12 protein-coding genes are annotated in these 13,991 nt (G+C 53.0%); 8 read left to right on the top strand and 4 right to left on the bottom strand.

The window, feature by feature from the left end; genetic code table 11:
* The first annotated feature begins 133 nt into the window (after positions 1-133).
* On the top strand, positions 134-1,756 hold the full coding sequence (gene nadB / locus FCH32_RS00060; protein WP_137361868.1) for an L-aspartate oxidase: 1,623 nt from the start codon (positions 134-136) through the stop codon (positions 1,754-1,756).
* Here nadB and trmN read toward each other — a convergent pair.
* Complete coding sequence (gene trmN, locus FCH32_RS00055) at positions 1,741-2,478, bottom strand: tRNA(1)(Val) (adenine(37)-N(6))-methyltransferase TrmN (protein WP_174360284.1); 738 nt, start codon at positions 2,476-2,478, stop codon at positions 1,741-1,743. The genes nadB and trmN overlap by 16 nt on opposite strands.
* A 130-nt stretch (positions 2,479-2,608) precedes the next feature.
* Here trmN and srmB point away from each other — a divergent pair, with 130 nt between their 5' ends.
* Positions 2,609-3,937, top strand: a complete 1,329-nt coding sequence (srmB, locus tag FCH32_RS00050; RefSeq protein ID WP_096756119.1) for an ATP-dependent RNA helicase SrmB — start codon at positions 2,609-2,611, stop codon at positions 3,935-3,937.
* 122 nt (positions 3,938-4,059) lie between these two features.
* On the opposite strand, the gene grcA is transcribed toward srmB, so the two are convergent.
* Entirely contained in the window at positions 4,060-4,443 is a 384-nt protein-coding gene (grcA, locus tag FCH32_RS00045; RefSeq protein ID WP_096756118.1) for an autonomous glycyl radical cofactor GrcA, read from the bottom strand.
* A 317-nt stretch (positions 4,444-4,760) separates the two neighbouring features.
* Between grcA and ung the strand changes: the two genes are divergently transcribed.
* A complete protein-coding gene (gene ung, locus FCH32_RS00040) occupies positions 4,761-5,450 on the top strand; it encodes a uracil-DNA glycosylase (RefSeq protein ID WP_096756117.1) in 690 nt (229 codons plus the stop codon).
* Between the two features lie 33 nt (positions 5,451-5,483).
* On the opposite strand, the gene FCH32_RS00035 is transcribed toward ung, so the two are convergent.
* Positions 5,484-6,563 (bottom strand): tRNA/rRNA methyltransferase, encoded by a 1,080-nt coding sequence (locus FCH32_RS00035; RefSeq protein ID WP_096756115.1) that lies wholly within the window; start codon positions 6,561-6,563, stop codon positions 5,484-5,486.
* Positions 6,564-6,771: 208 nt separating this feature from the next.
* Between FCH32_RS00035 and trxC the strand changes: the two genes are divergently transcribed.
* The 5 genes from trxC to FCH32_RS00010 all read left to right on the top strand — a co-directional run bounded on the left by trxC (position 6,772) and on the right by FCH32_RS00010 (position 12,493).
* Entirely contained in the window at positions 6,772-7,191 is a 420-nt protein-coding gene (gene trxC / locus FCH32_RS00030; protein ID WP_045446319.1) for a thioredoxin TrxC, read from the top strand.
* Between the two features lie 69 nt (positions 7,192-7,260).
* A complete protein-coding gene (tapT, locus tag FCH32_RS00025; protein ID WP_096756114.1) occupies positions 7,261-7,959 on the top strand; it encodes a tRNA-uridine aminocarboxypropyltransferase in 699 nt (232 codons plus the stop codon).
* 36 nt (positions 7,960-7,995) lie between these two features.
* A complete protein-coding gene (locus FCH32_RS00020) occupies positions 7,996-10,656 on the top strand; it encodes a bifunctional acetate--CoA ligase family protein/GNAT family N-acetyltransferase (RefSeq protein ID WP_174360283.1) in 2,661 nt (886 codons plus the stop codon).
* A gap of 114 nt (positions 10,657-10,770) precedes the next feature.
* Entirely contained in the window at positions 10,771-12,126 is a 1,356-nt protein-coding gene (gene pssA / locus FCH32_RS00015) for a CDP-diacylglycerol--serine O-phosphatidyltransferase (protein ID WP_117343486.1), read from the top strand.
* A gap of 31 nt (positions 12,127-12,157) precedes the next feature.
* The gene (locus FCH32_RS00010; protein ID WP_217438869.1) at positions 12,158-12,493 is read left to right on the top strand and encodes a YfiM family lipoprotein; all 336 of its coding nucleotides are present in this window, start codon (positions 12,158-12,160) and stop codon (positions 12,491-12,493) included.
* Here FCH32_RS00010 and FCH32_RS00005 read toward each other — a convergent pair.
* On the bottom strand, positions 12,490-13,788 hold the full coding sequence (locus tag FCH32_RS00005) for an MFS transporter (RefSeq protein WP_115257745.1): 1,299 nt from the start codon (positions 13,786-13,788) through the stop codon (positions 12,490-12,492). The genes FCH32_RS00010 and FCH32_RS00005 overlap by 4 nt on opposite strands.
* Positions 13,789-13,991 lie beyond the last annotated feature (203 nt).

Below are 13,991 nucleotides of genomic sequence, written 5' to 3'. Positions count from 1 at the left end.
TTTCATACTTTACCTCTCACTATGAATTTCTTTCGTGTTTAGCCATTGCAACACAATTAAAAATATAACGTGCAGTTTCGCACAATGTGGTGCTATGGTGACCAAACACTGTTTAGTAAATTAAACAACAATCATGAATACAACGCCTGAATTATCCTGTGATGTGCTGATTATTGGCAGCGGTGCTGCCGGACTCTCACTGGCTTTGCGCTTGGCTGAGAAACATCGGGTTATTGTCCTGAGTAAAGGGCCTGTGAGTGAAGGCTCTACATTCTATGCCCAGGGAGGCATTGCCGCTGTTTTTGATGAAACCGACAGTATCGATTCTCACGTCGAGGATACGCTGATTGCCGGCGCGGGATTGTGCGATCGCCATGCAGTTGAGTTCGTCGCCAGCAACGCCCGAACGTGCGTCCAGTGGCTCATTGATCAAGGCGTTTTGTTTGATACGCAGGTTCAGCCCAATGGTGAAGAGAGTTATCACCTGACCCGCGAAGGCGGCCATAGCCATCGACGCATCCTGCATGCGGCTGATGCCACCGGCAAAGAGGTTGAAACCACGCTGGTCAGCAAGGCGCAAAATCATCCCAACATTCAGGTGCTGGAACGTAGCAACGCCGTGGACCTGATCATCTCCGATAAAATCGGCTTGCCGGGCACGCGCCGGGTAGTTGGCGCATGGATCTGGAATCGTAATAAAGAAGCCGTCGAAACCTGCCATGCCAAATCCGTCGTGCTGGCCACCGGTGGCGCATCGAAGGTCTATCAGTACACCACCAATCCGGATATCTCCTCAGGCGATGGAATTGCGATGGCCTGGCGCGCAGGGTGTCGTGTCGCCAACCTCGAATTTAATCAGTTTCACCCCACCGCGCTGTATCACCCGCAGGCGCGCAATTTTCTACTGACTGAAGCGCTGCGTGGCGAAGGTGCCCATCTGAAGCGCCCGGACGGCTCACGCTTTATGCCCGACTTTGATGAGCGTGGTGAACTGGCGCCGCGCGATATCGTGGCGCGTGCTATCGATCATGAAATGAAGCGTCTGGGTGCGGACTGCATGTTCATCGACATCAGTCATAAACCGGAAGAATTTGTCCGCCAGCATTTTCCGATGATTTATGAAAAGCTGCTGGGCCTGGGGATCGACCTGACCAAAGAGCCAGTGCCTATCGTGCCAGCTGCGCACTATACCTGCGGTGGCGTGATGGTCGATGATTATGGCCGGACTGACGTCGATGGTCTGTATGCCATCGGCGAAGTGAGCTACACCGGGCTGCATGGTGCAAATCGTATGGCGTCTAACTCACTGCTGGAGTGCCTGGTCTACGGCTGGTCTGCAGCTGAAGATATTGATCGTAGAATGCCCTACGCACGTAGTGTCAGCACGCTTCCGGGTTGGGATGAAAGCCGGGTGGAAAATCCGGATGAGCTGGTTGTCATCCAGCATAACTGGCATGAACTGCGGCTATTTATGTGGGATTACGTTGGCATTGTACGCACCACTAAACGTCTGGAGCGAGCCCTGCGGCGTATCACGATGCTGCAACAGGAAATCGACGAGTATTATGCACATTTCCGCGTGTCGAACAATTTACTGGAGCTGCGCAATTTGGTGCAGGTTGCCGAGCTGATTGTGCGCTGCGCAATGATGCGTAAAGAGAGCCGGGGCCTGCACTTCACGCTGGATTATCCAGAGCAGTTGCCTGAATCCGGCCCTTCCATTCTTTCGCCGCTTAGCCATCACATAAACAGATAAAATGCCTGGGTCAGCGCGGTGTAACCTTCTGAGTAACGCTGGTCTGGCCCACGGATCACTAATCTGTCGCTAAAGCACTCCCCGGCCTGCGGGGAGAAAGCCAGCAGGGCCCGATGCGGCAGTCGGGCTTCGGTTTCCGCCACATCCGTACGCAGACGCAGATGCCATCCCATGTTTAATGCCTGCTGGGTAAAAGCGTTACCAATCTGCTCCGGCAGTACCACGCAAAAAAAGCCCTCTTCTGTAATACTGTCCGCCGCCAGCGTTATCAGCGCCGCATGATCGAGCGTCGTGGTATAACGTGCCTGCTCGCGCTGTGGCGTACCACACTCCACGCCTTGCTCATAATAAGGGGGATTACTGATAATCAGATCAAAGCGCACGGTCTGGCGAGGTATCCACCGTTGAGCATCTTCAGTATGGATCCGGATACGCTGCCCCCACGGAGATTGCGTGATGTTTTCCTCTGCCTGTTGCGCGGCGTCAACATCCAGCTCCACCGCATCAATCAGGACGCTGTTATCTGTACGCTGGGCCAGCATCAGTGCTAACAAACCACTCCCGGTGCCGATATCAAGGATCCGCTTTACGCCTGCGACAGGGGCCCAGGCCCCCAATAAAATTCCGTCAGTCCCAACTTTCATTGCACAACGATCGTGTGCCACAAAAAACTGTTTAAAGGTAAACCCATTACGTCGAAGTACTGATGAAGACTGGGGCATGAAAAACAACCTTCCTGGAAAAAAAACGATAACATAGGATAAAAACAATACCTGAGAAGGTATATCCATACAAACAGATGAAGATTGCAGCCGTAACGTCTATAATCAGCGCCCCACACAGAGGTAGAACATGACTGTAACGACTTTTTCCGAACTTGAACTCGATGAAAGCCTGCTGGATGCCCTCCAGGAAAAAGGTTTCACTCGCCCGACAGCTATTCAGGCAGCCGCCATTCCACCTGCGCTCGATGGCCGTGATGTACTCGGTTCTGCGCCGACAGGCACCGGTAAAACGGCGGCATATTTGCTGCCAGTGTTGCAGCACCTGCTCGACTTTCCGCGCAAAAAATCAGGTCCACCGCGCGTTTTAATTCTGACGCCGACCCGTGAACTGGCAATGCAAGTTGCCGATCACGCCCGTGAACTGGCGAAGAATACGCATCTGGATGTCGCCACCATCACCGGCGGCGTGGCCTACATGAACCATATGGAAGTGTTCAGCGAAAATCAGGACATCGTGGTCGCGACCACCGGGCGTCTGCTGCAATACATTAAAGAAGAGAACTTCGACTGCCATGCGGTTGAAACGCTGATCCTCGATGAAGCCGACCGTATGCTGGATATGGGCTTCGCGCAGGATATCGAGCATATTGCCGGTGAAACCCGCTGGCGCAAGCAGACCATGCTGTTCTCTGCCACTCTGGAAGGCAATGCGGTTAAAGATTTTGCCGAGCGCCTGCTGGAAGATCCAGTTGAGGTTTCTGCGGATCCATCCACCCGCGAACGTAAGAAGATCCATCAGTGGTACTATCGTGCCGATGATATCGAACACAAAACAGCGTTGCTGATTCACCTGTTAAAGCAGCCTGAAGCAACGCGTTCTATCGTCTTTGTGCGTAAACGCGAGCGCGTGCACGAGCTGGCTGGCTGGCTGCGCCAGGCGGGGATCAACAACTGCTATCTCGAAGGCGAGATGGTACAAAGCAAGCGCAACGAAGCGATCAAACGCCTGACCGATGGTCGTGTGAATGTGCTGGTTGCCACCGACGTTGCGGCACGCGGTATCGACATTCCTGATGTCAGCCACGTGTTTAACTACGACATGCCTCGTAGTGGCGATGCCTATTTGCACCGTATTGGCCGTACCGGTCGCGCAGGCCGTAAAGGCACCGCCATTTCTCTGGTAGAAGCGCACGACCACCTGCTGCTCGGCAAAGCGAGTCGCTATGTCGACGAGCAGCTAAAGCCGCGCGTGGTTGACGAACTGCGTCCAACAACGCGCGCGCCAAGTGAGAAGTCTAACGGTAAGCCATCCAAGAAAGTGCTGGCGAAACGTGCCGAGAAAAAAGAGAAAGACAAAGAGAAGCCGCGCGTGAAGAAACGTCACCGCGACGCCAAAAATATCGGCAAGCGTCGCAAGCCGAGCGCAGCTGCCGCGCCGCAGTCTGACAAAGAGTAAACGGTATGCCGGGTTAATGAACCCGGCATTTTTTACCTTCTTTCAACGACAAAAAAGCGGAACATGCACTGGCATGTTCCGCTTTTTTATTATCTGATTACCGGGGTACAACCCCGCGAGCCTTACAGGCTCTCAGTAAAGGTACGGGCAATAACGTCGCGCTGCTGTTCTGGAGTCAGTGAGTTGAAACGCACCGCATAACCAGAAACACGAATAGTCAGCTGCGGGTATTTTTCCGGGTGCTTAACCGCATCTTCCAGCGTTTCACGACGCAGAACGTTAACGTTCAGGTGCTGGCCACCTTCTACGCGAACTTCTGGCTGTACGTCTACCGGTACTTCACGGTATTCGATTTCGCCCAGTTTGCTGACGGCAACGACTTCATCAGCAGAGAAACCTGCTTTAGCAACGATGCAGCGTGCTTCGCCTTTTTCGCTGTCCAGCAGCCAGAAAGAGTTCAGCAGGTCGTCGTTTGCAGCTTTAGTAATCTGGATACCTGTAATCATGTTGATGCCTCCCCGGCAAAATTATTTGATTTCGGTTGGCCGTCGCGCGGCCAATTGGTAAAACCATTGTTGCTTGAGTGTATATATACCCCTCGCACACCCTTGATTCCTTGATTTAAATCAACAAAAACCACACACGCAAAGTGGTGATGAGTGGATTTTATTGTTTTACATCAACTTACGCTATGCGTGTAGATAAAATTTTTACATAAATTTTCAACTATCTTTAAGGGGTAGTCCCTTGAGAATCGTAGAGAATTTTGCGCCCCAGAGAGAAGCAGTTAAGCTAGGGGGAATGAAATTCGCAGGAGAGCGAGATGACTACCGAATTAACCTGGCACGATGTGCTGACCGAAGAAAAACAGCAACCCTATTTTGTTAACACTTTGCATACCGTCGCCGGTGAACGCCAGTCAGGCATGACGATTTACCCGCCGCAAAAAGATGTGTTTAACGCATTTCGCTTTACCGAGCTTGGCGATGTGAAAGTTGTCATCCTGGGACAGGACCCTTACCACGGTCCCGGCCAGGCGCATGGCCTCGCGTTTTCTGTGCGCCCAGGCGTAGCCACTCCACCGTCATTACTGAATATGTATAAAGAACTCGAAGCGACGGTCCCGGGCTTTACACGCCCCACGCACGGGTATCTGGAAAGCTGGGCACGTCAGGGGGTACTGTTACTGAACACCGTCCTTACCGTCCGGGCAGGACAGGCACATTCGCATGCCAGTCTGGGCTGGGAAACCTTTACGGATAAAGTCATTAGCCTGATTAACGAGCACCGTGAAGGCGTGGTGTTTTTACTCTGGGGCGCGCACGCGCAGAAGAAAGGGGCCATTATTGACGCGCAGCGTCACCATATTCTAAAAGCGCCGCATCCGTCTCCGCTCTCGGCACACCGCGGATTCTTTGGCTGCAATCACTTTGTTCTGGCAAATGAGTGGCTGGAAAAACGCGGTGAAAAACCGATCGACTGGATGCCGGTGCTGCCGGCTGAGAGCGAGTAAAAAAATGCCAGCGATTCGCTGGCATTTTTACTATCAGGCTTTGTTCTGACGCCACCACTCCGCGAGCAGGACGCCCGTCGCGACGGAGACATTGAGCGTTTCTACATTGCCCGTACCGTCGATGGCGACGCACAGATCGTCTGCAGAACATGCCGCTTCCGGCAGCGCATCACGCTCGCGGCCTAACACCAGCACCATTTTTTCTGGCAGCGTGGTGTTGAACAACGGCTTACCTTTGTCGCTGGAGGTCATCACGACCGTGTAGCCTGCTTTGCGGAAATCATCCAGCACATCCACAATACTGTCGCCAGTGATCGGTTGCACGTGCTCGGCACCGCCTTCCGCGGTACGGATAGCTGCACCGGATTCCAGCAGCGCGGCATCCTGTACGACCACGCCTTTCACACCGAAGTGAGCGCAACTGCGCATCATGCCGCCCAGGTTATGCGGGTTGGCGATATCTTCCAGCGCCAGTACGCAATCCTGCGCCCCCGCCTGGCCAACCCACTGCTTAACGGTTGTACCGTTACGTTTTTTAATCAGGAAACACACGCCGCCATGGTGTTCAGTACCGGAAGCTTTCGCCAGTTCGGCTTCGTCAACCACGTGGTAGGCTTTGCGGTTTGCCGCCATCCAGCGTAATGCTTCTTTAAATCGTGGTGTCACGCTCTGGACAAACCAGGCGCGGACAATGGCGTCCGGACGGCTCTGGAACAGCGCCTGACAGGCATTCTCACCGTAAACGCGGGTTTCTTCCGCACGCTGACGACGTAATACTTCAGGATCGATAAAGCTCTTGCCGCTGATCCCACCGTGATCGGCTTTTTCCGCTACGTCATCGCTCGGCGCGCGGGATACGGTACGCCACGGTGAGTCTTCACGTTTACGGTCGCGTTCAACATCGCGGTCACGTCCACGATCGCGGCCACGTTCACTGTTCGGACCCTTTCTGTCATCACGGGCAGGGCGACGACCGCCTTCGGCTCGGGAAGTACCTGGGCGACCGCCGCCTTTACCGGTACGTGGATTTTGGGTGCGCTTGTCCGAGTCATCGTCACTGCGGACGTACATCACTTTGACCTTGCCGTTTTTGTTCTTCAGTTCGTCGCTCATTTCTTTTCTCCACCTGCTCTGCGCGAAGCGCGCAGATTACCCGATGTGCACGTCGTTAGCCATTATTTCATTTAAAAGCTTATGACTATTGTACTCATTGAATAAAACGCATTGCTGTTTAAAACAGTCTCCCCGATAATATGTAACATAACAGAAACATATCGGCGTGATTGCCGCGAAGTCCACCCTACTCATCCAGAGGTTAGTTATGAATACCGTTTGTACCAGCTGCCAGGCTATCAACCGCATCCCCGAAGATCGTGTTCAGGATACGGCCAAATGCGGACGCTGTGGTCACGACCTGTTTGACGGTGAGGTGATCAATGCGACCGGTGCTACGCTGGATAAGCTGTTAAAAGACGATCTTCCGGTGGTGGTCGATTTCTGGGCGCCATGGTGTGGCCCATGCCGTAACTTCGCCCCCATCTTTGAAGATGTCGCTGAAGAGCGTAGCGGTAAAGTGCGTTTTGTTAAAGTGAATACCGAAGCTGAACGCGAACTCAGCGCACGTTTCGGCATCCGCAGCATTCCGACCATTATGATATTCAAGAAAGGTGAAGTCGTCGATATGCTCAATGGCGCAGTGCCTAAAGCCCCGTTTGATAGCTGGCTTAACGAATCATTATAATCTCTACGGGGCACATCTTGTGCCCCGTTTTGTCCTCTGCGACAATAGCATTTTTCAACGTGCTTCCCGATGACCAATAACGCCGTTCTCCAGTTACGTGCCGAGCGCCTTGCGCGCGCCACGCGCCCTTTTCTCGCCCGAGGTAACCGTATTCGCCGCTGCCAGCGCTGCTTACTGCCGCTGAAACTGTGCCTGTGCGAAACGCTGAGACCTGCCCAGGCGAAGAGTCGTTTTTGCCTGGTAATGTTTGACACCGAACCGATGAAACCCAGCAACACCGGGCGTTTGATTGCTGATATTCTGCCGGATACCGCCGCGTTTCAGTGGTCTCGCACCGAGCCGCCGTCAGCGCTGCTTGAACTGGTTAACAATCCGGATTATCAACCGATGGTGGTCTTCCCGGCATCTTATGCCGACGAGGGCCGTGAGGTCATTTTCACGCCACCTACGGGTAAAACACCGTTGTTCATTATGCTTGATGGCACCTGGCCAGAAGCGCGCAAAATGTTCCGTAAAAGTCCGTACCTCGATAACCTGCCGGTTATCTCCGTCGATTTATCACGTCTTTCCGCTTACCGTCTGCGCGAAGCCCATGCCGAGGGGCAGTATTGCACCGCCGAAGTGGCGATTGCCTTACTGGATCTGGCTGGAGACACGCAGGCAGCCGAAGGATTAAGTGAGCACTTCACGCTTTTTAAAACTCGCTACCTGGCAGGAAAAACCCAACATCAGGGAAGCGTCACAGCAGACTCGACAGAAAACGTTTAAAATCATTCGGTCACTGGTGTCATTAAGGAAGCCGATATGAGTCAACGTGGTCTGGAAGCGCTACTGCGACCAAAATCCATTGCGGTGATTGGGGCGTCAATGAAGCCCAATCGTGCGGGTTACCTGATGATGCGTAACTTACTGGCCGGCGGCTTCAATGGACCGGTTTTACCGGTGACGCCGGCCTGGAAAGCGGTGTTGGGCGTGCTGGCCTGGCCCACTATCGCCAGCCTGCCTTTTTCTCCCGATCTCGCCGTGCTGTGTACCAATGCCAGCCGCAACCTGACGCTGCTGGAGGCGCTAGGCGAGAAAGGCTGCAAAACCTGTATTATTTTGTCAGCGCCCACGGCGCAGCACGCTGAACTGCTGGCCTGCGCATCACGCTATAAAATACGTCTGCTCGGCCCCAACAGTCTGGGGCTTCTCGCCCCCTGGCAGGGGCTTAACGCCAGTTTTTCACCGGTACCGATTAAACGCGGCAAGCTGGCATTTATTTCCCAGTCGGCGGCGATTTCCAACACCATTCTGGACTGGGCGCAGCAGCGCGACATGGGGTTTTCCTGGTTTATTGCCCTGGGTGACAGTCTGGACATTGACGTTGATGAGCTGCTTGATTACCTGGCCCGCGACAGTAAAACCAGTGCGATTTTGCTCTACCTTGAACATTTGAGCGATGCCCGCCGTTTTGTCTCGGCGGCACGTAGCGCATCGCGTAACAAACCCATTTTGGTGATTAAAAGCGGTCGCAGCCCGGCGGCTCAGCGCTTGCTGCATACCAGCTCGGGGATGGACCCAGCCTGGGACGCAGCCATTCAGCGTGCCGGTCTGCTGCGCGTGCAGGACACACACGAGCTTTTCTCAGCGGTGGAAACCCTCAGCCACATGCGCCCTTTACGTGGCGACAGGCTGATGATCATCAGTAATGGTGCCGCCCCTGCTGCACTGGCTTTAGATGAGCTGTGGTCGCGAAACGGCAAACTGGCCACGCTAAGCGAAGAGACCTGCCAGAAACTACGCGATGCGTTACCAACCCACGTTGATATCGCCAACCCACTGGATTTGCGCGACGATGCCAGCAGTGAGCATTACGTTAAAACGCTGAATATTTTACTCGCCAGCCAGGATTTCGACGCCCTGATGGTCATCCACTCGCCTAGCGCAGCCGCACCTGGCACCGAAAGCGCGCAGGCGCTGATTGAGGCAGTGAAACAACATCCGCGCGGCAAGTTTGTCTCCTTACTCACTAACTGGTGCGGGGAGTTTTCATCCCAGGAAGCCCGCAGGTTGTTTAGTGAAGCGGGATTACCTACCTATCGTACACCGGAAGGCACCATCACCGCGTTTATGCATATGGTTGAATATCGGCGTAACCAGAAGCAGCTGCGTGAAACACCAGTGCTCCCTGACAGCCTGACGGCCAACACCGCCGAGGCACATAATCTGTTACAACAGGCGATTACTGACGGGGCAACATCGCTGGATACGCATGAAGTTCAGCCTATTTTGCACGCCTATGGCTTGCACACACTGCCCACCTGGATTGCCAGCGACAGCGCAGAAGCCGTACACATCGCCGAACAAATTGGTTATCCGGTAGCGCTCAAGCTACGTTCTCCCGATATCCCGCATAAATCGGAAGTTCAAGGGGTTATGCTCTACCTGCGAACGGCAACCGAAGTGCAGCAGGCCGCCAATGCGATTTTTGATCGGGTGAAAATGGCCTGGCCGCAGGCGCGTATCCACGGTTTGCTTGTCCAGAGTATGGCTAACCGCGCGGGGGCTCAGGAACTGCGCGTGGTCGTCGAACACGATTCGGTATTTGGGCCACTCATTATGTTGGGGGAAGGTGGCGTAGAGTGGCGACCGGAAGAGCAAGCCGTGGTGGCATTGCCGCCGCTGAACATGAACCTCGCACGATATCTGGTGATCCAGGGGATCAAAAACAAAAAGATCCGCGCCCGCAGTGCGCTACGTCCTTTAGACGTCGCCGGTTTAAGCCAGCTTTTGGTTCAGGTGTCCAATTTGATCGTCGATTGCCCGGAAATTCAACGTCTGGATATCCACCCATTACTGGCATCCGCCGGTGAATTCACCGCCCTCGATGTTACGCTGGATATTGCCCCCTTCACGGGCGACAACGAAAGCAGACTGGCCGTGCGTCCCTATCCTCATCAGCTTGAAGAGTGGGTCGAAATGAAAAACGGTGAACGCTGCCTGTTCCGCCCTATTCTGCCGGAGGATGAACCCCATCTGCAGCAGTTCATTTCACAAGTGACGAAGGAAGATCTGTATTACCGCTATTTCAGTGAGATCAATGAATTTACCCATGAAGATTTAGCCAATATGACGCAGATCGACTACGATCGGGAAATGGCCTTTGTGGCGGTACGTTGCCGTGATAACACTGAAGAGATCCTCGGCGTGACGCGCGCAATTTCCGATCCCGATAACATCGATGCCGAATTTGCCGTACTGGTACGATCGGATCTCAAAGGGCTGGGGCTCGGGCGGCGATTGATGGAAAAATTAATTACCTACACCCGAGATCACGGACTGAGACGTCTGAATGGTATTACGATGCCGAACAATCGGGGGATGGTCGCCCTGGCCCGAAAACTCGGGTTTGCTGTAGACGTCCAGCTCGAAGAGGGAATTGTTGGGCTAACGCTTAATCTGGCCCAATATGAGGAATCGTGAGTAAGGTACTGGAAATGTTGACCACTTTAACGGGTACTGGTGTTATCATTGCTCGCTTATGTCGTCTGCATAGCACAGAGGACCCTTCAATGAACAGAGAAGAAATGCACTGTGATGTTGTCAAAATTTAAGCGTAATAAACATCAACAACACCTTGCCCAACTACCGAAGATTTCTCAATCAGTTGATGATGTAGATTTCTTTTATGCTCCCGCTAATTTCAGGGAGACTCTGCTGGAGAAAATAGCCAGCGCGACGCGACGTATTTGCATCATCGCCCTGTATCTGGAACAGGACGACGGTGGCAAAGGCATCCTCGACGCGCTTTATGCGGCTAAGCGGCAGCGTCCTGAGCTTGATATCCGGGTGCTTGTCGACTGGCATCGTGCCCAGCGCGGACGCATTGGCGCAGCAGCGTCTAATACCAACGCTGACTGGTACTGCCGAATGGCGCAAGAAAATCCAGGGATCGATATTCCGGTCTACGGCGTACCGATTAACACCCGTGAAGCGCTTGGCGTCCTGCATTTCAAAGGCTTTATCATCGATGATAGCGTTCTGTATAGCGGCGCCAGCCTGAACGACGTTTACCTACATCAGCATGATAAATATCGCTACGATCGCTACCAGTTGATTCGCAATGCGCAAATGGCTGACATCATGTTCGACTGGGTCACGCAGAACCTGATGAATGGTCGCGGCGTGAATCGTCTTGATGATATCAATCGCCCTAAAAGCCCAGAAATTAAAAACGACATCCGCCTGTATCGTCAGGAATTACGTGATGCGTCATTCCATTTCCAGGGTAATGCGGATAATGAACAGCTTTCGGTGACGCCTCTGGTTGGGCTCGGAAAATCCAGTCTGCTGAATAAGACCATTTTCCATCTGATGCCCTGCGCAGAGCAGAAACTCACAATCTGTACTCCTTATTTCAACCTGCCAGCGATACTGGTGCGCAATATTATCCAGCTTCTGCGTGAAGGGAAAAAGGTTGAAATTATCGTGGGCGATAAGACCGCTAACGACTTTTTCATCCCGGAAGATGAGCCGTTTAAGATTATCGGCGCGCTGCCCTATCTGTATGAAATAAACCTTCGCCGCTTCCTGAGCCGACTGCAGTATTACGTTAATACCGATCAACTGGTCGTACGCTTATGGAAAGATGATGACAATACTTATCATCTGAAAGGCATGTGGGTGGATGATAAATGGATGCTGCTCACCGGCAACAACCTTAACCCTCGAGCCTGGCGCCTGGATCTGGAAAACGCCATTCTGATCCACGATCCTAAGCAGGAACTAACTCTTCAGCGTGAGAAAGAGCTGGAGCTCATCCGCACACATACTACCGTCGTTAAGCACTATCGCGACCTGCAGAGTATTGCCGACTATCCGGTTAAAGTGCGTAAGCTCATCCGTCGACTCCGCCGTATCCGAATCGACAGATTAATCAGCCGTATTCTGTAACCTGAACCCCGTCGCTGACGGGGTTTTTCCTATGGAGACGACGGTGCGCCTGTTTATTCTCGCCAGTATCCTGACACTTTCTGGTTGTAGCCATATGGCGAACGACAACTGGAGTGGGCAAGACAAAGCACAACACTTTATTGCCTCAGCCATGCTGGCCGCCGCCGGTAACGAGTACGCTCAGCATCAGGGAAACAGCGCCGATCGCAGCGCTGCCATCGGTTTCATGTTCTCCATTAGCCTTGGCGCATCAAAAGAACTTTGGGACAGCCGCCCCACAGGAAGCGGCTGGAGTTGGAAAGATTTTGCCTGGGATGTCGCCGGCGCATCTACCGGCTATGCCGTCTGGCAAATGGCCCACCATTAGAGGCGCAGGCCTTTACCTTTGCGGTGCAGCAGTAATGAGACAAAGAATGCAACCACGGCCAGAGCGGTGACGTACCAGAAAAATGTGGTTTCCATACCAACGGACTTCAGCGACAGCGCAACATATTCGGCCGATCCACCAAACAAGGCATTCGCCACTGCATAAGACAATCCTACCCCCAACGCGCGAACCTGCGCCGGAAACATTTCGGCCTTCAGAATGCCACTGATTGAAGTGTAGAAACTGACGATCAACAAGGCACACATGACCAGACCAAATGCCATATACGGGGAGGTCACATTCTGCAACGCCGTCAGGATAGGAACGGTAAACAACGTGGCTAATGCGCCAAAACACAGCATCGAGGTACGGCGGCCAATTTTATCTGACAACGCGCCGAACAGCGGCTGTACCAGCATAAACACGCACAGTGCCGCCGTCATTATACCGCTGGCCACGTTGGCATGCATACCTGCCGTATTCACCAGGTACTTCTGCATGTAGGTGGTGAAGGTATAGAAACACAACGAACCCGCAGCAGTAAATCCGAGCACCATCACGAAGGCCTTGCGGTTACGCCATAGTCCTTTCAGGGAGCCTGCTTCTTTCAGCGCACGCACATCCTGTTTTGAGGTTTCATCTAACTGACGACGTAACCAAAGCGCGACAATCGCCAGTACGGCTCCCAGCGCAAAGGGAATACGCCAGCCCCATGCTCTGAGCGCTGAGTCTTCTAACGTTTGCTGTAATATCACCACAACCAGCAATGCCAGAAGTTGCCCACCAATCAAGGTCACGTATTGGAATGAGGCATAAAACCCTTTCTTACCTTCCACGGCGACTTCACTCATGTAAGTCGCACTGGTGCCATATTCTCCGCCAACAGACAGCCCCTGAAATAATCTGGCGAGCAGCAGCAGCGCAGGTGCCCAAGTGCCAATGGTTTCATACCCCGGCAGACAGGCGATCACCAGCGATCCCATACACATCATGCATACTGACAATAACATGGACTTTTTACGTCCGTGCTTATCGGCTATCCGGCCAAAAATCCATCCGCCAATAGGCCGCATCAGAAACCCTGCGGCGAAAACCCCAGCAGTCTGTAACAGTTGTGTGGTGGTGTTTCCTGAAGGAAAAAAGATATGGGCAAAATAGAGGGAACAGAAAGAGTAGATGTAGAAGTCAAACCATTCGACCAGATTCCCTGATGATGCCCCTACGATTGCCCATATACGACGACGGGTGTCGCTGTCCGTCAGCACCCGATTCTCAGTTACACTGCTATCAGCCATTAGAATTGTACCCCTGCCAAGGATCTTGTGAATTTATCAATGATGCCTAGTGCATTTTTAGTGAATGAGATGTTATATAATTGTTATTTTTTATTATGGGATATATATCACATTTTTAATTAGCAGGGAAAGGTTTCGGATTTTTACGAGGAGAGCAGGACGGATAAAGCGCTGACGCAGCTATCCACCCGCTTTCACATACA

The organism is Citrobacter gillenii (assembly GCF_013337685.1).
Classification (GTDB): Bacteria; Pseudomonadota; Gammaproteobacteria; order Enterobacterales; family Enterobacteriaceae; genus Citrobacter; species Citrobacter gillenii.
This window is presented reverse-complemented; position numbering and strand designations above follow the sequence as displayed.